This is a genomic window from Hephaestia mangrovi, from assembly GCF_019880555.1.
GTDB lineage: Bacteria > Pseudomonadota > Alphaproteobacteria > Sphingomonadales > Sphingomonadaceae > Sphingomonas > Sphingomonas mangrovi.
In genome coordinates this window covers 1-19,605 of the sequence record NZ_JAINVU010000005.1, presented here as the reverse complement: position 1 = coordinate 19,605, position 19,605 = coordinate 1, and the positions used below count along the sequence as shown (strand labels likewise).

18 protein-coding genes and 1 pseudogene are annotated in these 19,605 nt (G+C 62.0%); 8 read left to right on the top strand and 11 right to left on the bottom strand.

Annotated features, from left to right (window positions below):
- Nucleotides 1-34 precede the first annotated feature (34 nt).
- The gene (locus K7G81_RS12120; protein ID WP_223031074.1) at nt 35-808 is read left to right on the top strand and encodes an SDR family NAD(P)-dependent oxidoreductase; all 774 of its coding nucleotides are present in this window, start codon (nt 35-37) and stop codon (nt 806-808) included.
- Between the two features lie 393 nt (nt 809-1,201).
- Here the strand turns inward: K7G81_RS12120 and K7G81_RS12115 are convergent, their stop codons facing one another.
- From K7G81_RS12115 to K7G81_RS12095, 5 genes are all read right to left on the bottom strand, one after another.
- On the bottom strand, nt 1,202-2,416 hold the full coding sequence (locus K7G81_RS12115; protein WP_223031073.1) for a surface lipoprotein assembly modifier: 1,215 nt from the start codon (nt 2,414-2,416) through the stop codon (nt 1,202-1,204).
- 104 nt (nt 2,417-2,520) lie between these two features.
- Nucleotides 2,521-4,056: a transferrin-binding protein-like solute binding protein gene (locus K7G81_RS12110; protein WP_223031072.1), complete on the bottom strand. Its 1,536-nt coding sequence runs from the start codon at nt 4,054-4,056 to the stop codon at nt 2,521-2,523.
- Between the two features lie 875 nt (nt 4,057-4,931).
- Nucleotides 4,932-5,831 (bottom strand): alpha/beta fold hydrolase, encoded by a 900-nt coding sequence (locus tag K7G81_RS12105; protein WP_223031071.1) that lies wholly within the window; start codon nt 5,829-5,831, stop codon nt 4,932-4,934.
- 329 nt (nt 5,832-6,160) lie between these two features.
- The gene (locus K7G81_RS12100) at nt 6,161-6,526 is read right to left on the bottom strand and encodes a hypothetical protein (protein WP_223031070.1); all 366 of its coding nucleotides are present in this window, start codon (nt 6,524-6,526) and stop codon (nt 6,161-6,163) included.
- 85 nt (nt 6,527-6,611) lie between these two features.
- Nucleotides 6,612-7,040 (bottom strand): RrF2 family transcriptional regulator, encoded by a 429-nt coding sequence (locus K7G81_RS12095; RefSeq protein ID WP_223031069.1) that lies wholly within the window; start codon nt 7,038-7,040, stop codon nt 6,612-6,614.
- A gap of 110 nt (nt 7,041-7,150) precedes the next feature.
- Between K7G81_RS12095 and K7G81_RS12090 the strand changes: the two genes are divergently transcribed.
- Complete coding sequence (locus tag K7G81_RS12090) at nt 7,151-7,552, top strand: group III truncated hemoglobin (RefSeq protein WP_223031068.1); 402 nt, start codon at nt 7,151-7,153, stop codon at nt 7,550-7,552.
- An 18-nt stretch (nt 7,553-7,570) separates the two neighbouring features.
- Entirely contained in the window at nt 7,571-8,257 is a 687-nt protein-coding gene (locus tag K7G81_RS12085) for an alternative oxidase (protein ID WP_223031067.1), read from the top strand.
- A gap of 178 nt (nt 8,258-8,435) precedes the next feature.
- On the opposite strand, the gene K7G81_RS12080 is transcribed toward K7G81_RS12085, so the two are convergent.
- Nucleotides 8,436-9,986 carry an MFS transporter gene (locus K7G81_RS12080; protein ID WP_223031066.1) on the bottom strand — a complete coding sequence of 517 codons (1,551 nt, stop codon included), beginning with the start codon at nt 9,984-9,986 and terminating at the stop codon, nt 8,436-8,438.
- The gene (locus K7G81_RS12075; protein ID WP_255586986.1) at nt 9,983-10,384 is read right to left on the bottom strand and encodes a MarR family winged helix-turn-helix transcriptional regulator; all 402 of its coding nucleotides are present in this window, start codon (nt 10,382-10,384) and stop codon (nt 9,983-9,985) included. Before K7G81_RS12075 ends, K7G81_RS12080 begins: the two co-directional genes overlap by 4 nt.
- A 69-nt stretch (nt 10,385-10,453) precedes the next feature.
- Here K7G81_RS12075 and K7G81_RS12070 point away from each other — a divergent pair, with 69 nt between their 5' ends.
- Nucleotides 10,454-12,220, top strand: coding sequence for a chloride channel protein (locus tag K7G81_RS12070; protein ID WP_255586985.1), 1,767 nt, complete (start codon nt 10,454-10,456; stop codon nt 12,218-12,220).
- 366 nt (nt 12,221-12,586) lie between these two features.
- Here K7G81_RS12070 and K7G81_RS12065 read toward each other — a convergent pair whose 3' ends face one another.
- On the bottom strand, nt 12,587-12,913 hold the full coding sequence (locus tag K7G81_RS12065; protein WP_223031063.1) for a type II toxin-antitoxin system RelE/ParE family toxin: 327 nt from the start codon (nt 12,911-12,913) through the stop codon (nt 12,587-12,589).
- Nucleotides 12,910-13,149 (bottom strand): ribbon-helix-helix domain-containing protein, encoded by a 240-nt coding sequence (locus tag K7G81_RS12060; protein ID WP_223031062.1) that lies wholly within the window; start codon nt 13,147-13,149, stop codon nt 12,910-12,912. The genes K7G81_RS12065 and K7G81_RS12060 overlap by 4 nt, the downstream gene beginning before the upstream one ends.
- A 117-nt stretch (nt 13,150-13,266) precedes the next feature.
- On the opposite strand from K7G81_RS12060, the gene K7G81_RS12055 reads away from it, so the two are divergent.
- Entirely contained in the window at nt 13,267-13,899 is a 633-nt protein-coding gene (locus K7G81_RS12055; RefSeq protein WP_223031061.1) for a tyrosine-type recombinase/integrase, read from the top strand.
- A gap of 190 nt (nt 13,900-14,089) precedes the next feature.
- On the opposite strand, the gene K7G81_RS12050 is transcribed toward K7G81_RS12055, so the two are convergent.
- Both K7G81_RS12050 and K7G81_RS12045 read right to left on the bottom strand, forming a co-directional pair.
- Nucleotides 14,090-15,646: an ArnT family glycosyltransferase gene (locus K7G81_RS12050; protein WP_223031060.1), complete on the bottom strand. Its 1,557-nt coding sequence runs from the start codon at nt 15,644-15,646 to the stop codon at nt 14,090-14,092.
- A 253-nt stretch (nt 15,647-15,899) separates the two neighbouring features.
- Nucleotides 15,900-16,955: pseudogene (locus K7G81_RS12045) on the bottom strand (NAD(P)H-dependent flavin oxidoreductase).
- Between the two features lie 339 nt (nt 16,956-17,294).
- On the opposite strand from K7G81_RS12045, the gene K7G81_RS12040 reads away from it, so the two are divergent.
- From K7G81_RS12040 to K7G81_RS12030, 3 genes are all read left to right on the top strand, one after another.
- Nucleotides 17,295-17,867 (top strand): RNA polymerase sigma factor, encoded by a 573-nt coding sequence (locus tag K7G81_RS12040; protein WP_223031059.1) that lies wholly within the window; start codon nt 17,295-17,297, stop codon nt 17,865-17,867.
- Nucleotides 17,864-18,841 (top strand): FecR family protein, encoded by a 978-nt coding sequence (locus K7G81_RS12035; RefSeq protein ID WP_223031058.1) that lies wholly within the window; start codon nt 17,864-17,866, stop codon nt 18,839-18,841. Before K7G81_RS12040 ends, K7G81_RS12035 begins: the two co-directional genes overlap by 4 nt.
- Nucleotides 18,842-18,915: 74 nt before the next feature.
- Nucleotides 18,916-19,554: a secretin and TonB N-terminal domain-containing protein gene (locus K7G81_RS12030; RefSeq protein WP_223031057.1), complete on the top strand. Its 639-nt coding sequence runs from the start codon at nt 18,916-18,918 to the stop codon at nt 19,552-19,554.
- The last annotated feature ends 51 nt before the right edge of the window (nt 19,555-19,605 follow it).

The following is a 19,605-nucleotide window of genomic DNA, read 5'->3' as shown; positions in this document are numbered from 1 at the left end:
GCTCGCACATCTTACAGCAGCGAAGGCATTTAGCGTGTATCTTGCTCGCTTTCGCCTGGAAGGCAAAACGGCGTTCGTGACCGGCGGCGCCCGCGGCATCGGCTATTGCATCGCCGAGGCACTCGCTGAGGCCGGCGCGCGCGTCACCATCGGTGACCGCGACGAGGCCGAGGTGGCGCTCGCCTGCGACCGCCTGGCAAAGGTTGGCCATGCCGTCGACAACGTAGAACTGGACGTCACCGATTCGGCGAAGGTAACGCGGATCGCTGACGATCTCGTCGCCCGATCGGGCCGCATCGATATCCTGATCAACAACGCCGGCATCGCGCGCAGCGATACCCCGGCGGAAGCAGTCAGCGACGAGCAGTGGCTCAACGTCCTCGACGTCAATCTCAACGGAAGTTTCTGGTGCGCGCGCGCGTTCGGCCGGCACATGCTCGCAAGAAAATCGGGGAGCATCGTCAACGTCGGCTCGATGTCCGGCATCATCGTCAATCGCCCGCAACCGCAAAGCTATTACAACGCGTCCAAGGCCGCGCTGCACCAGCTTACGAAGAGTCTGGCGGTCGAATGGGCGCCAAGCGGCGTGCGCGTCAACGCCGTGGCGCCGACCTACATTGCGACGCCGCTCAATGCCTTTGCCGACCAGAAGGGCGAAATGTATCGCCGCTGGATTGACGGCACGCCGCAGGCACGGCTCGGCGATCCGGAAGAAGTCGCCGCGATCGTCCTGTTCCTCGCTTCGGACGCGGCCAGCCTGATGACCGGCAGCATCGTACTTGCCGATGGTGGCTATAGCTGCTGGTAGTGATTGAGCCACTCGCTGCGATCTTGAATTGATACGCGGACGGGCGAGATCCGGCCAGATTCTGTCTGTCTGGGATTTCGGTCGGGCGACCCTGCACTGTCAGGTTCTGACACGAGCTGCCGTTCGACATGACGCGTGCGAACGTCCGGAATGTCCCACCTTAGGCCGCTAGGGCATCACGCCAAAGTGGGTAAAACGAACGTCTGGTATCGGGAGCCGAGCAGATCGGCGGGAACGACGACAATTGGGGCGCGAAGCCGCCATTCCGCTATGCGCCCCATTGTTGGTCGTTCAGCGTCTCGAAGCAGCACCTTAAAAGCAGACGCTCGTTCATCCTTCTCGACGCTGTGGTGCCCCCAAACGGATACCGCCGGTCTCCTATCGCAGAGTCGGTCAGAATGCCCGCGTGATCCCGATTTCTGTGGCAATGCGAGAATAGTTATAGATTTGCAGGCTGGACGCATTTCTCTCATAAGAGACGCGCACATAGGGCGCGAAGGACTTGACCGTCAGCGCGCGAAACGTGGCGCCGGCGCGCGCGGTAATAAGCCAGTCTCGGCGGCGGTCACCGAACAGAAACAGCGCGGCGTCGCCCTCTGTCCGCCGCAGCCCAGCTGACAGGAATACAGTAGTCTTGCCAAGCTCGCGCCAGCCAAGTCCCGATGCGCCTCCCGACCAAGTCGCATAGGCTGGATCGCGCGCCGACTGCCGGGACACGGATAACGTCAAGCTGCCGCCGGAACGCGCGGATATTGCCCGCTCAACAGATATAGAAAGATCGCCGATCGTCCCGCTCTGCAAGCTGTTTTGCAGATAGGCTGCGTGACTGATGCTACTTGATGCGACGAGTTGCGCCCGCCGGCCCAGCACGTGCAGCCAGTCGAGCGCCGCCGCGTCGGTGCGCGCGTAGAGCTTATTTCCGTACCAGCGCCAAGTTCGGCCGACGGATGGCGTAATGCGGTCCTGCTTCCGTTGCCACTCCAATCCTGCCAGCGCGGACGCCGCTACGTCGTCGAATTCGGAACGACGAAACAGGCTCGCCGACATCGATGCCCGCGGGATGAGTGTCAGATTGTCGGCCAGGCGGAGGCGCGCATAACCCTGCCCGGCGACGTGAACCCCAACGCCGGATTTCGACCGCGCATCGTCCGAGAGCGTGAGTGGCGCGATGATCGTATCGAGCGTTCGCAGCCGCGTCGCGCGATTGATGTTGGTATCCGGAGCCAAGGCGAACTCGAAGGACCCACCATATCGCTTCAGCGAGCGTAGGCTACGGTCAAACTGCCCCACAGTCACGGCCACGCTGGGAGGTAGGCCGGTCGCTTCCACCTGGCGAAGTTCGCGCCGAGCAGCGGCTTCGTCACCGATCGCCGCCAACATGCGTGCAAGCTCCAACCGCGCGCGTACTGCATCGGGCTTCTCGTCAAGCAGCGCGCGAAAGGCAACCGCAGCATCGCGGTAACGCCGCAGCCCCGCTAGCATCATGCCTTTGCGAAAACGCGCTTCGGCTTGGACGTCGGGATTGGGATCGTGCGACAGCGCATCGTAGAAACCAATGGCATCGTCGATGCGATTTGCGGCGCGAGCACGGTCGGCAAGGGCGAACATCGCGACTGGCGACAAGTTGTCGATCCGCACAGACGGCGGTTCGGCGCTTGGCGCAGGCTGGACCGGAGCCGCCTGCGCCGTTGCTGCCAGCGCAAGTAAGACTATCACTGCCGTTTGGCGACCGTGATGCCCTGAATTGACGTGTTGTCGCCTTGCGTTCCGGGCGGGTTATAGATCGAGAAGGGGCCGGCAATCTCCTCCCCGTCGGGTCCGTAGAACTGGCTTGTCAACTCACCGACCTTTTGCCCGTCGCGCGTGATGTCGGCCACGGTGCCACCGTTATAACTGCCCAGTTTACCGGTGAAGTCGTAGCTCCCGAAATCGATGCCGGCACTGCCGCTACGCGAAGTACCCGCCATGGTCATTCCGCCCGTGTAGCTCTGGCTGCCGAAGTCGACGTCAAACTGCGATGTGCCGTGGACGTCATAGTGGCCCCCTGCCCCATTCATCGCATCACCATAAACGACGCCGATATAATGGCCGGAGCCCGTTTTACCGGCGAGCAATCCGGCCGGAGTGGACAGACCGTATGTAAAATACTGATCTTGCGGCTGGGCGTTGCCGTAGCTTCCGCTCGACGACCAATGACCGAAGCTTGCATAGGTAAGCGCCAGCTCTGAGTTCCCGGAACCCGGCTTGTACAATTGCAGCACCACATCCTCGCTGCCGATCGTGCCAGTAAAAGTCTTGCGGTAAGTGGTGAAGTTCGGGTCGGCACTCGCGACCTTGTCGTTGATCGAAAACTGCCCGCCGTAGAGGTCGGAGGTCGGCGGCGAGATGGTAAAGGTCTCGGAATTGAGCCAGTCAAGTTGGCCGACGAGGTTGCCGTCATAGCGCGTGTAGAATAGCTGCTCGTGAGAAAGATTGGTCAGGCTCAGATTGTCCGGCGTCAGGCTCCCATCGGCCTGGCCGGTGAAGGAGCCGGCTACTGCCAAGCCGTCAGGTCCTTGCGCGTTGAAGCTGGCGCCGAGTTCCTGACCAACTGGACCGTAGAAGCGTCCGCTCAGGCTACCGCCGGCGCGGCCAAGGCTGCTTTCATACAGGGCGTTCCCGCTGAAAGTGCCGTCCGTCGAGGACAAATGCCCTCCCGCGATCAGATCGATACCACCACCAGTCGTGGTGCTTCCCGAAACTAGACCCATTTCGGTAGTATAGGCTTGGGCCGAGAAAATGCCCGCCCCGAAATCCACGCTGAAGGTTCCGTGACCTTGAAATGCTAGCGGTTCTTGCCCGGGTTTGGACGCGATGCCGAAGGTGTCAATTCCGAACGCACCAGTGCCAGTACGCGGCACCGCCGACGCAACCGTGGGAAAGCCGTAGGTGAATGTCGAGTAATTGGTGCTCTGCTGCGTTCCCGACACGACGTTGCGCTGCCAATAACCGAGCCCGACATATTGGGTCGCCGTCGTGCTGGTATAGGGAACTTTGACGAGGGTAAGGTAATCGCGGTTAGTGCCATCGGTCTTTTGATAGAGCGTCTGGTCCGCATCACTCGACTTCACATCGGCCTGGCCGAATGTCTGGCTCCGACCGTCAACGGCGACGGTGTAGCTCTGGCTCTTCGCATCATAGCTGATCGTCAGCGTGCTGGCGTTGCTCTTTCCGGATATGCCGGTCGACGTGGTCAGGTCGAGGGTCAAGTCCGCCGTAGCCGCGTCGTTCGTAAAGGTTTGACTGGTCTTGAGATCGTTAAGCGAACTGTTGGTCGGTGTTGGCGTCGGCGCAGGGGGCGGTGGCGTGCTGCCCACACTAGACGGCCCACTCCCGCTGCCGCACCCGGCAAGAGCGACAAGACTAGCGACCCCTAACAATACCTTCGACTTAATCATTTAGCCCCCCTTCGGTGCCCCTGATCGGCACAGCTGCCCCCGCCCGCGCCCCGTCGGCTGTTCCCTATGCGACGACGGTGAACGGTCCGTCAACTTATTGGATCACTTGGTCGATTTTGGCTGCGCAGATTTAGGACGATCATCCAAAGCTGGGATGCACTGGACGAATTATCTAGTAAACCTCCAAGGCGTCGTTCAAATACTCGCGGATGGGGGACTTCCCGATGCGCTCACCACAAGCGATCTCGTCGCCTTCAGCAGCCCTCTAACCGCGCTTGAATGACAAAATCTACGTGCTGCCGTCGTTGTCCCGTTTCAGCAGTTGAACGGCGGCTTCGGCCGTGAACTTTGCCGCGACCCGCCATTCCGCAAACGGCCCAATTGCAGCCGATGTACGAAGGCGACCTAGCAGACGTGGACTGTCTGCTTATGTCATGATCTGACGTTCAGCTCGGAAATCGGGGACCGCAGCTTCGTCCCAGTGCCGGTCGGTCTTCGTACCGCGACAGCCGGATGAACGAAGGGCGGGTTTCAGCGAGTAGCTTCGAGCCGTCGAATGTCGCCTTTGTCGGCGAACACCGCCAGAACGGGCAGTTTCGGAATGTCGTTGTGCGTCGCTCGTCAAGAAGGCGGCAGCTCCGGTGGAGCGAAGAACCAAGAGAGAGTGGCCCGCAGCAGAGATTCGCCTACGCGGGTGCCGCCCGTCGGGCCACGCTGTCAATCTTGCCAGCAATCTGCTGCCACACCCTGGCCGGTAGATCGTGTCCCATCCCGTCGATCAGCAGGAGTTCGGCGCCCGGGATCGTACCGGCCGTATCCCGGCCGCAGGCGGGCAAGAACAGCGGATCGTCATTGCCGTGAATGACCAAGGTTGGCGCCGTTACGGTCGACAACTGCGCGCGCCGATCCCCCGCCACGGCGATGGCAGCGATCTGGCGTGCGGTGCCAGCTGGTTCATGGCCACGCCTGATCTCCTCTAAAACCAGCGCCCGGTGCGCTTCTTTGTCGAAAGGATAGCCCTTTCCGGCGATGCGGCGCGCGAAGGCGGAGCTCCGCGACAGGAACCCCTCAAGATCCAAGGCAGGATCGGGCATCGGCTCCATCATCATCGCCATGGCGTCAGGTTCGGCCGGCGGAAGCGCCGGATTGCCCGTGCTCGACATGATCGAGGTAAGCGAGAGAACGCGGCTGCGAGTTTCGCTGGCCATGATCTGCGCGATCATGCCGCCCATCGACCGACCGACCACGTGAACCCGCCCGATCGAAAGAGCATCGAGAAGTCCAATCGCGTCCGCTGCCATGTCGTACAGCGTATAAGGGACCTCGGGTCGGCGTCCGGCCGAAAGAGCGGAGGCCAGCGCATCAAAATTCGGTAGCGGGCAGGCGCTGAGGTGCGTCGAGCAGCCGGCGTCACGATTGTCGAAACGGATCACGCGATAGCCAAGGGCCGCCAGTCCTTCGCAGAACGGCGACGTCCAGCGGACCATTTGTGTGCCGAGCCCGGAAATCAGCAGCACCGCCTCACCGTCGATGTCGCCGAAACTTTCCCATGCCAGCTTGATGCCATTTGCCTCAGCGATGTTCATAGGTGCGGTTTCTCTCGCTTGCAGGGCGCACCGCGCTGATTCGGAACGGGCTCCCCCCCCCATTAGAGCGAACGGTCAGTGGATCGGAAGGCCTGCGATTGGGAACGGCGACCCTGCCCTTCTATTTCCATTTGTGGAGTGTCAGGATCCGGAATAGCGGCTTCTCACTATTCGTGCCCCAGAACCAGTCGTTCTGAAAACGCTCCAAATCTCAGTCAATTTCGGGATGCCGACATTGCAATGAATGTAGGGCGGCTTTCGACGAACTCGCCGGGCGCCGCGAACGGCCGTTATGTTGGCGAAAGCCGACCAGGCAGTAGAGCAGGCGCTCAGCGCCGGCCTCCACTTGGCGGTGTACGCGGACCGCCTGGTTTCTTGAGGCCGCGACGTGGGTGACGATCGCGGTCAGGATCCCGGCGAGACGCTGGGCGCGGCGCTGCGGGCGACACGCTTTTTGCTTCTGCGATCACATAGCCATTCTTCTGCAGCTTAGAGAAGGCATCGCGGACACTGAATGCGACCGCCTTTTGCACTGCGAGTGGCAGGTCGCCGAATGCGGTGTTGGCGTGGATCGCGGCCAGGTCGCGCATCAACGCGTTCGGCAATCCCTGAGACGCGTCCTTCAGTGCCACGATCGCGTCTACGACTGCGGCGTTTATTACGTCCCGAACAATATCCGTCGCTGATTGGGTCATGGCTTATTCCAAGGCACGATGCGCTAATCTCGTCAATCGTGAGCAGCAAGCAATTCGATTTGATCCACGGAAGGCATCCGCCGGCTCAGGTTTGCGATGCATCGCTGGGCAAGTGTTTCAGCAGGGGGCTATTCGCCAACAGATCATCAAGTGTGAATCGATCGAGGTGCGCTAGGAAGGCATTCAATGCGCCGCCAAGCACGCCGCGCAGGGTGCAATGTCCCGCCAGCCGGCAACTCGAACAATCCACGATATCGAAATCACATTCCATCAGCCGCACGATCGCGCCGAGGTTCATCGCGGCCGCCGGCCGCGCCAGCGCCACGCCGCCCGTCCGCCCCCGGATGCTACGCAGATAACCCGCCGTGACGAGCTGGTGGACGATCTTCATCAGGTGGTTTTTCGAGATTGCGTGGGCCGCGGCGATCTCGGCGATCGAACAATGCCGCTCGGGATGCTCGCCAAGGTAGAGGAGCACACGCAGGCCGTAATCGGTGTGACGTGTCAGTCGCATGCTGTTGTCGAACCGCCTTTCGGTGCGGGCGGCGATCCGTAACTCTACCTAGAGCGTCGCGGAGTCGCGCCCGATACATGCATCGCCGATACATGATTTGGAGCTCGCCGATGGCCCGGCATACCACCGCCACCGAACAGAATATCCGCCAACTGGTCGACACATTCTACGCCCGTGTGCGCGCTGACGACCTGATCGGCCCTCTGTTCAATGATACGATTGCCGACTGGCCGCATCATCTCGACAAGCTCGCCGCCTTCTGGTCGTCGGTCATGCTGACCAGCGGCCGCTACAAGGGCCGGCCGATGCCGGCGCACCTGAAGCACCGTGATCGGATCGCGCCGGCGATGTTCGATCGCTGGCTGGCGCTGTGGCGGCAGGCCACGGCGGCGCTTTTCGCGCCACAGCTGGCCGCCGTTTTTCAGGACAAGGCTGAACGCATCGCCGAGAGCCTCAGCCTCGCCCTCTTCTTCACCTTGGACAATCGCAAGACCGACGCTGTGCCGGCCTGAACAGGAGGAGTAACATCAATGTCCGATCTGCCGTTCGTCGACCTGAGCGTGCATCACCAGCCCCATGGCCTGTCCGACCGGATTGCCTTCGGCTTTACCAAGATGCTGCGCTTTTGCGCCGATACCTTTTTCGCCAAGCGCTACGGGCATCGCGCCATCGTGCTGGAAACCGTGGCAGCGGTGCCGGGGATGGTCGGCGCCACGATCAACCATCTGAAGTGCCTGCGCCGGATGTGTGACGATCGAGGCTGGATTCGCACGCTGATGGAGGAAGCGGAAAACGAGCGGATGCACCTGATGACCTTCATCGAGATTGCCAAGCCTACGCTGTTCGAGCGGCTGGTCATCCTTGCCGTGCAATGGGTGTTCTACGTCGCTTTCTTCGCCCTCTATCTGATCAGCGCGCGCACGGCTCACCGTGTCGTCGGCTATTTCGAGGAAGAGGCGGTTATCAGCTACACGCTCTACCTCAAGGAAATCGACGAGGGGCGCAGCGCCAACGTTCCTGCCCCAGCGATTGCCAGGCATTACTGGAAGCTGCCTGACGACGCGACGTTGCGCGACGTGGTGCTGGTGGTCCGCGCCGACGAAGCGCATCACCGCGACGTCAATCACAGCTTCGCGAGCGAACTGGCCGGCACCGAGCAACACACAACGGCCGCCCCCTATCCCGATCACGCCGGCGATATCCGCATGGTTGCCTGAGGGGCCGGTGTGGGGCCGCGGCGACGCCGTGGCCCCAACGCAACGAATGGTCGATTTCGACAACCGAGCGAGACACGCTCACGTCGGGAATGCCGGCGATTACCGATAGTTCGCAAACCCAGCCTAAACGCCAGTTTTCTAACATATTTGGGCGCTCATTGGTCGAAAATACCGCAGCTTAGCCTGGAGCTGGCGAGGAACGTTCAAGATCGCGCAAATCGACGCCACGGGTCTCGGGGCCGAACCTCAGCACCAGGGCCAGCGCAAGGACGGTCGGCACCAGCATGATCAACGCGGCACCGCCCAATGCCGGCTCAAGCGCCAGAATGCCGCTCAACTGGGCGATCAACCCGCCGCCCTTGCTGCAGGCCGCGACCCAGCCGGTAGCGCGCCCTCGTGTTCGCAGCGGGAAGCTTTCGGCTGCATACGGCAGCAAGGTCGCAATCACGCCGTTCGATCCGAGGATCAACAGCGCCACCGGGCCAACCGGACTACCGCCAACGCGATCAAGCCACAGCACGCCGAGCAACCCCAATGCGGTGATTATGATCATCGCCGTAACGGTCCACCGCGTGCTCCAGCGTGCGTATAAAGTCGCCGCGACGAACACCATCGGCAGCCCGAGGAGCGCTGATTCGGCAAGCAGTTTGCTCGACACCGCGATGCTGTAGCCACGCGCGACGAGATCGGCGGGCAGCCAAAGGATCAGCCCGAAGTTGATCAGTCCCCAGGCCAGGGCGGCGAGGCTGAGCGCGATTAGCTTGCCCGCGGTCGAGCGTTCGATTTGCGGCGTCCGTGTTTTTCCTGTCGGCGGCGACGCAGTCCGCGCTCGCGCGCCGAATGCCTGCATGACACGATCGGCTTCGCGCCGCCGCCGCCGCGCGATGAGGAACGCTGGGGATTCGGGGAACAGGCCACCGAGCGCGACCAACAACAACCCGGTCGGCAGGTTCAGTAACCACAGGATGCGCCAGCCGAAGATCGGTTGCAGCAGCGCCGACGCGCCGCTCGCCGCGACATAGCCCCCGACCGCACCGAGCCCGCCAACGAGTACCAGCGCCCAGCCGCGATGGCGCACCGGCATCGTCTCGGCCAGCAATGCGTAGGTGACGGGCAACATGCCGCCAGCGGCAAGCCCCATCAGGAAGCACATCGCGATGTTCCAGTTGAGCGACGGCATCGCGCCGCAGATCGAGGTGCCGACGAACATCACAGCCGACAGCAAGATCGACGCCTTGCGGCCGTAGAGGTCGGCGATCGCTCCCCACATGACCGATCCCGTGACCGTTCCGGAGATCGCCGAGAACGGCACCAAGGCGGCGTGTGCCGGAGTCACGCCATATTCACCAATCATGCCGGTCATGGTGAAACCGAGCGTCGCCGGCTTCATCACGTCGATGGTCAACGCGACGACCAGCACGGCCATCAACCGCCAATGGGCTGGCGAAAGCGCGGCATCCTCGGGTGCGGCAACGACTATTGCGTGTGCGTCCTGTGTCTTCCGCGCTTTGACGGGGAGCAGACCGTAGCCCGCAACGAGGATGCCGACGACGATTGCCGCCATACCGATCAGCATGCCGGTGCCCATCGGCATGCCCGCCATGCGATAATGCATCGGCGCGCTGGCGATGAACATCGGCAGGTGGAGCACGACGCCGGCGGTAACGCCCAGGCAGCCGAGCAGAAACGCCGCAATGCCCCGGCGCTCGGCGAACGTCCCCTCGCTCATAGCGCATCGAGCAGGCGAAGCAGCAGTGGACGAAGCCGGCGCAATTCGGCGCGATGACTGTCCGAAAGCGAGGTCAGTATGTCGCGGGCACGACCGCTCAACATGATCCGCACCTGGCGGCGATCGTCGGTCGTGGCGTGACGGGTCACGAGGTCGTGTTCGGCAAGCCGATTGACGAGTTCGGACGTGCTGTGCGGCTTGAGCAGGAGATGCTCTGCGAGGTCGCCAACCAACATCCCCTCGTCTCCTGCCGCCCGGATCGCAAGCAGCGCCTGATGCTGTTGCGGCGTGAGACTGGCCTCGCGTGCGGCGGTTTCCGAGAAATGCAGGAAGCGCCGCAATTCGAGCCGGAACGCCGCCAGCGCCGCATAATCTTCTTCGTCGATCTCGTCCGTCAACGATCCAATCCTTGATATATATCGTGATCCGACATAGCTGGCGGCGCAGCTTCGTCCAAGAGGAACATGATGGCCGATACCGACACACCGCGTCCCGCGCGGATCGCGGCCCGCCGCCCGCGATTGGCGGATCATAGCGCCGATTCGCGCATGCTGGTGCTCGCGGCAATGGCGCTGGTGACCGGCACGGGGGGCGCGATCGCCGCCTGGGTGCTGCTCCACCTAATCGCTGTCGTCATCAACCTCTTCTGGTTCCAGCGCGTCTCTGCCGCACCGGCACTCATCGTCGATGCCGCGACCGGGCCGCTGGTGGTGGTGGCGCCAGTCGTCGGCAGCCTTATCGTCGGACTGATGGCGCGCTTCGGCTCGGACAAGATCCGCGGCCACGGCATCCCCGAGGCGATCGAGGCCATCCTCTATGGCGAAAGCCGGCTGAGCCCGCGCGTGGCGATCCTCAAGCCGCTGTCGTCGGCCATCTCGATCGGTTCTGGCGGACCATTCGGCGCAGAGGGACCGATCATCATGACCGGCGGCGCGATCGGCTCGCTGTTCGCGCAGTGCTTTCGGCTGTCGGCGGCCGAACGCAAGACGCTGCTGGTCGCCGGTGCCGCCGCGGGCATGACGGCGATCTTCGGGACACCTTTCGCCGCGATCTTGCTGGCGGTCGAGGTCATGCTGTTCGAGTGGAAGCCGCGCAGTTTCGTGCCGGTGATGGTCAGTTCGCTGGTCGCCTTCGCCTGGCGACCGCTGCTGGTCGGCGCCGGGCCGATGTTTCCGTTCGAAGCGGCCGTGCCGACGACCGCGCTGGGTATCGCGCTCGCTGTCGGGCTCGGCATCGTCGCCGGCGCGCTCGCCAGTCTGCTATCCAGCGCGCTGTACGCGATCGAGGACGGGTTCCACCGACTGCCGATCCACTGGATGTGGTGGCCGGCGCTGGGCGCGGTCATCGTTGGTCTGGGCGGATGGATCGAGCCGCGGGTGCTGGGTGCGGGGTATGCCAGCATCCAGGATTTGCTCGACGGGCACCTGTTGCTAGCCGCGCTTATATTGCTGCTGGTCGTCAAGGCGATTGTCTGGCTGGTCGCGCTGGGCTCCGGCACCTCGGGCGGCATCCTTGCCCCGTTGCTCATCATCGGCGGCGCGCTGGGCGGCATCGCCGGGCTGTGGCTGCCGGGCGGCAGCGGGCCGTGGGCGATGATCGGAATGGCTGGCGTGATGAGTGCGGCGATGCGCGCACCACTCACCGCCGCGGTGTTCGCGGTCGAGCTGACCGGCCACTTCCCAGCGCTGCCCGACACCGTCGCCGCGTCGGGCGCGGCGTTCGCCGTCGCCGTGCTGGTGCTCAAACGCTCGATCCTGACCGAGAAGGTGTCACGGCGCGGCCGCCATATCAGCCAGGAGTTCAGCGTCGATCCCCTCGCGCTCGGCATGGCCGGCGAGTTGATGACCAATCATCCGAAGGCACTGCCGGAATCGATGCCGATCGCCGAGGCGGTCCGCTTCTTCATGGTTGAAGCCGAACATCGCAGCTATCCGGTCGTCGATAATGAACATCGCCCGATCGGCCTCGTCTCGCGGCGCGATGCGCTACGCTGGCACCAGAGTCAGACGGGCGATGCCACGACAATCGGTGACCAGCTGTCCGATCGCTCAATCCCGGTCGTAACCCCGGATACGCCTGCCGATACGGTCGCCAATCTGATGATCACCGAGGATACCGGACGGATCTGCGTCGTGTCCCCGGCCGATGGCCGGCTTATCGGCATTGTCGCCCGTCGCGATCTCCTGCGCTCGCGTGCCGACGTCCTGCGCGCGGAAGTTCAGCGGAAGCGCTAGCCGTGGGCTCGACACGACCCTCGATCTGCAATTTGTGCGGTGGCGAGCGCCGCACGGCGTATGAGCCCGACGGCGACAGACGCGAACGCTTATCGCGCTACGCATATATCACGTGCTGATGGAAGAGGTGATCGCCCGCTATCGCTGCGTCGCCTCGCTTGAGCCGATCGAGCGTCCCGCGCGAACCCAGCGAGGACGATCGCGTGACTATGCTGCTCGTCGTGGGCATCAAATAGCGGCGTCACGTGCCGCGCGTTCCGAGGCAAGGAATGAAGGGCCCGTTTTCGGGGAGCCGATTTGACCCACAGGACGGCTGCTCTGTCGGCGAGACTGTGTCGGGAACGGAAATTCTGGAAATGGAGGGCGTTAGTCATCCGTATCGCCGAGCCAAGCTGGCATGTCCCGCTTAGCGTGAAGCACGCGCCAGACATCTACATGGGTTTCGAATTCAACATAGAAAACGAGCCAGGGAAACCCTTTGAGCCTTATGGTCCTCAGCCCAGGCAGGTTGAGTTCATGAGACCAGCGTGGAGATCCCGCCGCCGGCATTCGCCCAATGAAGGTATAAGCTTCTTCAAGCGCATCAACGAAGCTGACAGCCACATCCACATTGGCTTCGCCCGCATAATACTCGACTGCAAGGTTGATGTCCTTCCGCGCTTCGGCGCGCGGTATGATCGGCTTTTCAGTCACGACCCCGTGCGTTGCGTTACACGATCACGAAGCCCTTGGAAATATCCGGCATCGACCGGAGCGGTGGCTGCAGAACCGGCACCGTCGAGTAGCATTTCCCGAAGGCGCTGAATGTCCTGGTCCTTGCGAATCAATTCCCGCACATACTCGCTACTGGTACCATAACCACGCATGTTGACCTGCTGGTCCACAAACACCTTGAGCGCATCCGGAAGGGAGATGTTCATCGTCGACATGGAGCGCGACGTAGTGAGTTTGGCAAAATTTGGCAAGCTTTTGCGAGCCCGACATCACGGGCAAGGCGACATGCCGATATCTTCGGATCGGCCAATTTCGGCCGTCGGAGAATTATCATGGGACACTCAGACCTCGATCCCGCCATACATGATCGGCGTCCTTGGAATGCAGGACAGAATGTAGGACCCAAGCGCCCGCTGAAGCCCCGCGATATCTGGGCTATCCGTTTCTATCTCGACGAACACAAGCGGCTGCGCGACCGCGCACTGTTCGATCTCGCTATCGACAGCAAGCTGCGTGGGTGCGATCTGGTCAAGATCAGAATAGGCGACCTGATGAGCGCAGGTTCGTTTCGTGATCGCGCCACTGTCATCCAGCAAAAGACTGGCCGCCCCGTACAATTCGAAATCATGTCCGAAGCAAGAACGAGTCTGAAGGCGTGGCTTGAGCGGCGCGGCGGGACGATCTGCGATTTCGTATTCCCAAGCAGGATCGATTATCTCGGCCACTTGAGCACACGGCAATATGCGCGCCTCGTCGACGAATGGGTATCAACGATCGGTCTCGACAGGCGGGAGTACGGAACGCACTCGATGCGAAGAACGAAGGCTTCGCTCATCTATAAGGCAACGGGCAACCTGCGGGCGGTGCAAATCCTGCTTGGCCATACCAATATCGAGAATACGGTCAGATACCTCGGCGTCGATGTGGACGATGCCCTGACACTATCCGAGCGCACCGAAATTTGACCATTTACCGGCCTTTGATGTCCTCAAAGGCCGGTGATTCTCATTATGAACAGATGGCAGCTTCCGACGGGCGGGTGCGGAGCGGCTAACGGCCGCTTTGTTGGCGCACTGCGACCAACGGAAACCCTGTCGGTGCTCCGTCTTCGAGAAGCGGAAGGCTCCCGCGGGCGTTGCATTTGACCAACGAGTCCTACGAATAGAGCTTCAGCTGGGGCCAGAGCACCCGAAGTGGCGGCCTTACACCGCGACAGAGCGCTATGACCTTACCGTTCTCGAAAGACATCGCGTAGCGGGACCAGGTCTTCCCGAGGAGAGTGACGTGCTCGCAATACGGGCGCATGGCCTCTACATCGTCTTGGACCGAGAGAACATTGATCGGATTCTGCCCGCGTAGGCCCCAAAGGTAATACTGGTTATGGCCGCTGACCGCCGGTGGCAGGCCGGTGCCGTACAGATCCAGGGCGGCCGCCTCACCATAATTGTCGACCTTGATTGCGGTAGCCGCGCGTTCGGACGCCGGGATACGGTTCCATGCCACCTCGACCTGTCTTACGAAGTCATGCCAACCCAGTTGATCTGCCATAACTTGCGGTAACGTTGTGCCTTTGAAGCTTCGCTCTTGCTGCTGGGGCGCGATGCCGAGCCGATGAATATAAGCCTCGAGAGCCGGAGGAGAGAGGATCGGCAGCGCCATCGGTGCCGCGAGCGCAGAAAACGCCACTGCTGCTGTCACCCCTGCCGTGGCCAGCACCTTGCCGGCACGGCGATGAACCGATGGTGCCAGCGCCACCGCGCCGATCACGAACAACGTGGGATAAAGGGGGGCGAGATAATAGTCCTTGCCGTGACCAAGGCGGACGATGACGACCACTACGAGCGCCGCGATCACCAGGAAGCGCAGGTCCCTGAGAGGTTTGGTAACGAAGGGCGCGATGAGGCCGGCAATCCATATTGGTGCAAGGGCGGGGTTCATCACGAAGAGCTGATTGGTGACAAAGGGCAGCAACGCAGTGTCGGCGTTCTTGCCTTTTGCGGCTGCGCCAAGTTCCAGAAACGGGAAGCCATGGACATATTGCCAGAGGAAGGATGGAAGCGCGATCAGCGCCGCCAACCCCGCACCGATCCAGAACGCCGGCCGCAGCAGGATCCGGCGCTCGGGCATCGCTACCAAACCAACGGTCAGGCCGAGCATCCAGAACACCATCGAGTATTTGATCTCGAGCGAGAGGCCCGCCACCAGGCCGGCGAAGATCAGCGCGCGGTCATCCCCCTCGCGACCTGCCTTGACCAACAGATACGCAATAGCGGTCCAGGCAAGCGGATCGAAGGCAGATGTGTTCAGCGTGGCCACCAGGCCCATCAGCATCGGAGCGATCGCACAGGCGAGCCCGGCAAGTCCTAACGCGAGACCTTCTCCGCCCAAGAGGCGGACAAAGCGCATGGCCAGCCACACCAGGGCGCCGGCAGCAATGGCGGTTGGCAATCGCAGTCCCCAGGCGCCGAGACCCAGCTTGTAGAGAGACGCCGCCATTAGTGGGACCGCAGGCGGCTGATCGACATATCCGAAGGCGGGATGCTGACCGCAGACGATGAAGTAGAGTTCATCGCGAAACAGGTCGTAGCGGCCGCCCAAAGCGAGGTGGAGGACCACAACGACCAGCGCGGCGACAAATAGAGCAGGGCTCGTCTGACGCAATTGATGGATTGCTGACTGCACCGCGTTCCCCCCGCCTTCAAAACGTCCCATCCAACCGTGTTGCATATACAATACACGTGTCAATGGGCTCGATGCTCCTGATTGCCTGGGCACCGCCGGCATAGCCCGCGGGCGGGAAATGGCGCTGCACGCGTCAACGTATGGTTCGGGGCACCTCAACGCCGCAGCGCTCCATCGCAATCGGCTCGGGACCAGGCACACGGCCTAGTAATGCGCCCTCTGATGAACGAATGACCGGTCTCGACTGCCACGCGAAGCTTTGTGAACGTCGGCTATGTTGGCGTTAATAGTCAGCCGCATGCAGCTCGGCGGCCAAGGCAACAACAAGATCGGCAGCGGGCATAGCTCGGGACAAGCAAGCGCTTTGACCCGCCCATTGCGCCGCCTAGCCATCTTCGCCCGCCGCTTTGGCGGCAGCGATCAGCGCCTTGCCGGCATCATAAGTCATGGGATAGCCGGGATGAGCAAGGCCAACCTTCCGGCCCCAGTCGGTAAACCGGTTGGGCAAACTACGGGCAGGTCGGCCCGATATCGCGGCCGTCATCAACGTGTGTTCCGCAGCTGGCCCCGCCAGCGCTCGCCGGTAAGCCGCATCGGCGCTGCTTTCGGGGCAGGGGACGAAGGCGGTCCCCATCTGAGCCGCGATAGCGCCCAGATCGAGCGCGGCCTTGATCCCCTGACCGTCCATGATGCCGCCCGCAGCAACGACGGGTAGACCTGCGCGGAGCACCAGCAGGCGGGTAAGAGCCAAAGTTCCCAACTGATCGTCCGGCGCCTCCGGATTGAATATGCCCCGGTGACCACCCGCTTCCCAGCCTTGCGCGACGATCGCATCCATCCCGGCCGCCCTGGCGGCCAGGCCCTCCGCAAGGCTGGTAGCTGTTGCGATCAGCGTGCACCCAGCAGATTTGAGCGCGGAAACCTTATCGACGTCTGGCAGGCCGAAGTGAAAGCTGACCACTGGAGGCCTGACCGCTAGAAGCATGGCGAGCATGGCGTCATCCTCGACGAAGCTCATGTATATCGGGCGTAGGGCGGCCGGGGGCTCGGTGCCGAACTGATGGAAGATCGGGGCGAGCGCGGCCAACCATGGGCCTTCCCGTTGGGGATCGCGCGGGCTCGGTTCATGGACGAAGAGGTTGACGTTGAAGGCCTTGGCCGTGCGCTGACGTACCTCCTCGATCATCGTGCGCGCACCTGCGGCATCTGTCGCGCCCACACCGATCGAACCGAGGGCGCCGGCATTGGATACCGCCGCCGCCATTTCCGGCGTCGATACCCCGGCCATCGGCGCTTGTATGATCGGGAGCAAAACGCCGATATTTTCCAGCAATGTCATGGGCCCTCGTAGCACTCGGCGGCACCTACCCCTATACCGGCGATCTATCGCAGTAATTCTGCCTGAGTGTCGGACCGCCTTCAGCAGGGTGATGTGGACAGCTAAACAATCGCACTGTTTGCAGCTGGTGTCTGATCAGTCGGATTGGCGGAATGTCTATATCTGAAAGTCCGGCCCCGTAGGGCGGCCGGCGGCCCAAGCCGCGACCGCACTCGGCGTGCACAATGGCGTTATGCTTGGAAAATATGCGCCGCGTGAAAATTCGCGTTACCAATTGTTATCGGCAAGATTGTCTTCCTTGCCTTGGACAGGTTTGCAGCGAGGCCCCAGCCGCCGAAAATGATCGAGGATGAAGAGCTCAATGCTTGGTTCGTACAAGAGGTGCTGCCTCTCGAGCGGGCGCTGACGTCCTTCGTCCGGCGTAACTGGAGGGTCCCAGAAGACGTGTTCGAACTGCGACAGGATATTTACGAGCACGCCCTGATCGGCGCGCGCAAGGCGTTGCCTCAGAATACCCGCGCCTATGTCTATACCGTGGCCCGTAATCATCTCATCAACCAGGCCAAGCGCGCGCGGATCATTCCGATCGAAACCATCGCCGATCTCGACACGGTTCCGCGCGACATAGACACGTTCGAGGCCGAGAGGGCGCTGACGGCGCGCGACGAACTGCGGCGCGCCAAGGAAGGGATCGACAAGTTGCCGGTCAAATGCCGTGAGGTCGTCATATTGCACAAGGTCGACGGGCTCACTGATCGCGAAGCGGCTGAAGTGCTCGGCGTGTCGATCGAGACGGTACGCCGGCAGGTGAAGCTGGGCATGAAGGCGCTTATCGATCACATGCTCGGTGGTTCCGGCCGGATTGTACGGAAGAGCTATCCGCGCCGCTCCAAAAGAGAGGTCCGGCCATGAACCGGCAGGAGGCAATCGAAGACAGGGCGCTCGAATGGCTCATTCGGCGCAATAGTCCTGACTGGAGCGATAATGAGCAGTCCGAGTTCGATGCGTGGCTCGAGGAGTCGATGGCGCACAAGGCCGCGTTTTGGCGCGCCGATCATGGCTGGCAGCAGGCCGATCGCATCCGCTCGCTCGGGTTCGGCAACGAAGATTGGCCGATAGAAAATTCACCGCAGCGCAGCTGGCGGAAGATGGCAGCGATCGCGGCCAGCCTTCTGGCGATCGTGGCGGTAGGCGGACCTGCCGTGATCCCTCACTTGGGCATGACGCAGCAAACGTCGATGGAAGTGGCGCATTTTGCCACGCCAACCGGTGCTCGAAAGATCGTCAATCTGACCGACGGTAGCATGGTCGAGCTTAACACGCAGACGACGCTGCGCACTGGCTTGAGCGAAAACAGCCGCAAGGTCTGGCTCGACTCAGGGGAAGCGTTCTTCGACGTCGTTCACGACGCTAAGGCACCATTTGTTGTATATGCCGGGCAGCAAACGATCACGGACCTGGGCACGAAGTTCTCAGTGCGCCGTGAAGGTGATCGAGTGACGGTTAATGTCCTTGAGGGGAAGGTCCAGGTGCAGGATAGCCAAGGGCCCGAGGCGCACGCTGCGATCATCACGGCCGGCGATACAGCAATTTCGCGCGGTCCATCGACACTCATCGTACCAAAGTCGACCGAGCGGGTTCAGAACGCACTCGCTTGGCGTGACGGACTGCTCGATTACGACCAAGCTCCGCTCTCCACGGTCGTTGCCGATTTCAACCGTTATAATCAGACCCAGATCGTCGTGACCGACGCGTCAGCAGGAAGAATACTTATCGGAGGTTCCTTTAAGGCCTCCAGTGTCGACTCCTTTACGCGGTTGCTCCGAGACGCATACGGGCTCAAGGTCGAGCGCGATGGCAACAGAGTGATAATTTCGAGTTCATAGCGTTACCCAAAACGACGTCCCGATTGTCGGGGACTCCCATCGGGCGGATAAGCCGCCCAGGCAAAGGGGGTTTGATGGTCCGGACTTTCGCAGCAGCGCTCGCCACCAGCACCTGCATCGTCTCGCTTGCAGTACCAGCATCAGCGCAGACACGTGAATACAATATTCCGGCAGGACCGTTGAAGGAGGCGCTCGACGCCTATGTGCGGCAGTCCGGACAGCAGATCGTGTATCGCGCCGATCAGATTCGGAGCGCCCGGTCACCCGGAGCGCACGGATCGCTTTCTCCGTCCGCCGCCCTTGCAGCGCTTCTTGCGGATTCCGGCTTTACCGTGCGCGTCGACGGAAACCTGATCGCTATCGTGAAAGCCTCGGGAAACGGCGACGCCGCCACTGACCACATCGCGTTGAATGGCGTTACTGCGGCTGACGACGCCTCGCAAATCGTCGTGACAGGTTCAAGAATTCGGGGCGGCAGCACAGCTTCGCCGGTCATCACCATTAACTCCGAACAAATCCGCCAGGAGGGTCTGACCGATCTCGGCGAAGTGATGCGTAGCATTCCGCAGAATTTTGAAGGCGGGCAGAACCCCGGGGTCGCAGTAGGCGCCTCCCAGGGAAGCCCTAGCAATCAAAATGAACCGCGCCGGGTTTGCCGGAGGCCTTGGGTTGTGAGTCACGCTGCCATATCGATGTTGTCCGCGGCAGCATAATATTGGTCTTCCGCTTCGGCAGGCGGGATGTTGCCGATGGGCTCGAGCAGC

Excerpts from the sequence above, each read along its gene's own strand:
- K7G81_RS12095 (WP_223031069.1), bottom strand. The coding sequence starts at position 7,040 with ATGCGACTGACACGTCACACCGATTACGGCCTGCGTGTGCTCCTCTAC.
- K7G81_RS12085 (WP_223031067.1), top strand. The coding sequence starts at position 7,571 with ATGTCCGATCTGCCGTTCGTCGACCTGAGCGTGCATCACCAGCCCCAT.
- K7G81_RS12055 (WP_223031061.1), top strand. The coding sequence starts at position 13,267 with ATGGGACACTCAGACCTCGATCCCGCCATACATGATCGGCGTCCTTGG.
- K7G81_RS12115 (WP_223031073.1), bottom strand. The coding sequence starts at position 2,416 with ATGTTCGCCCTTGCCGACCGTGCTCGCGCCGCAAATCGCATCGACGAT.
- K7G81_RS12035 (WP_223031058.1), top strand. The coding sequence starts at position 17,864 with ATGAACCGGCAGGAGGCAATCGAAGACAGGGCGCTCGAATGGCTCATT.
- K7G81_RS12050 (WP_223031060.1), bottom strand. The coding sequence starts at position 15,646 with ATGGGACGTTTTGAAGGCGGGGGGAACGCGGTGCAGTCAGCAATCCAT.
- K7G81_RS12080 (WP_223031066.1), bottom strand. The coding sequence starts at position 9,986 with ATGAGCGAGGGGACGTTCGCCGAGCGCCGGGGCATTGCGGCGTTTCTG.
- K7G81_RS12030 (WP_223031057.1), top strand. The coding sequence starts at position 18,916 with ATGGTCCGGACTTTCGCAGCAGCGCTCGCCACCAGCACCTGCATCGTC.
- K7G81_RS12040 (WP_223031059.1), top strand. The coding sequence starts at position 17,295 with ATGATCGAGGATGAAGAGCTCAATGCTTGGTTCGTACAAGAGGTGCTG.
- K7G81_RS12070 (WP_255586985.1), top strand. The coding sequence starts at position 10,454 with ATGGCCGATACCGACACACCGCGTCCCGCGCGGATCGCGGCCCGCCGC.
- K7G81_RS12060 (WP_223031062.1), bottom strand. The coding sequence starts at position 13,149 with ATGTCGACGATGAACATCTCCCTTCCGGATGCGCTCAAGGTGTTTGTG.
- K7G81_RS12105 (WP_223031071.1), bottom strand. The coding sequence starts at position 5,831 with ATGAACATCGCTGAGGCAAATGGCATCAAGCTGGCATGGGAAAGTTTC.
- K7G81_RS12100 (WP_223031070.1), bottom strand. The coding sequence starts at position 6,526 with ATGACCCAATCAGCGACGGATATTGTTCGGGACGTAATAAACGCCGCA.
- K7G81_RS12090 (WP_223031068.1), top strand. The coding sequence starts at position 7,151 with ATGGCCCGGCATACCACCGCCACCGAACAGAATATCCGCCAACTGGTC.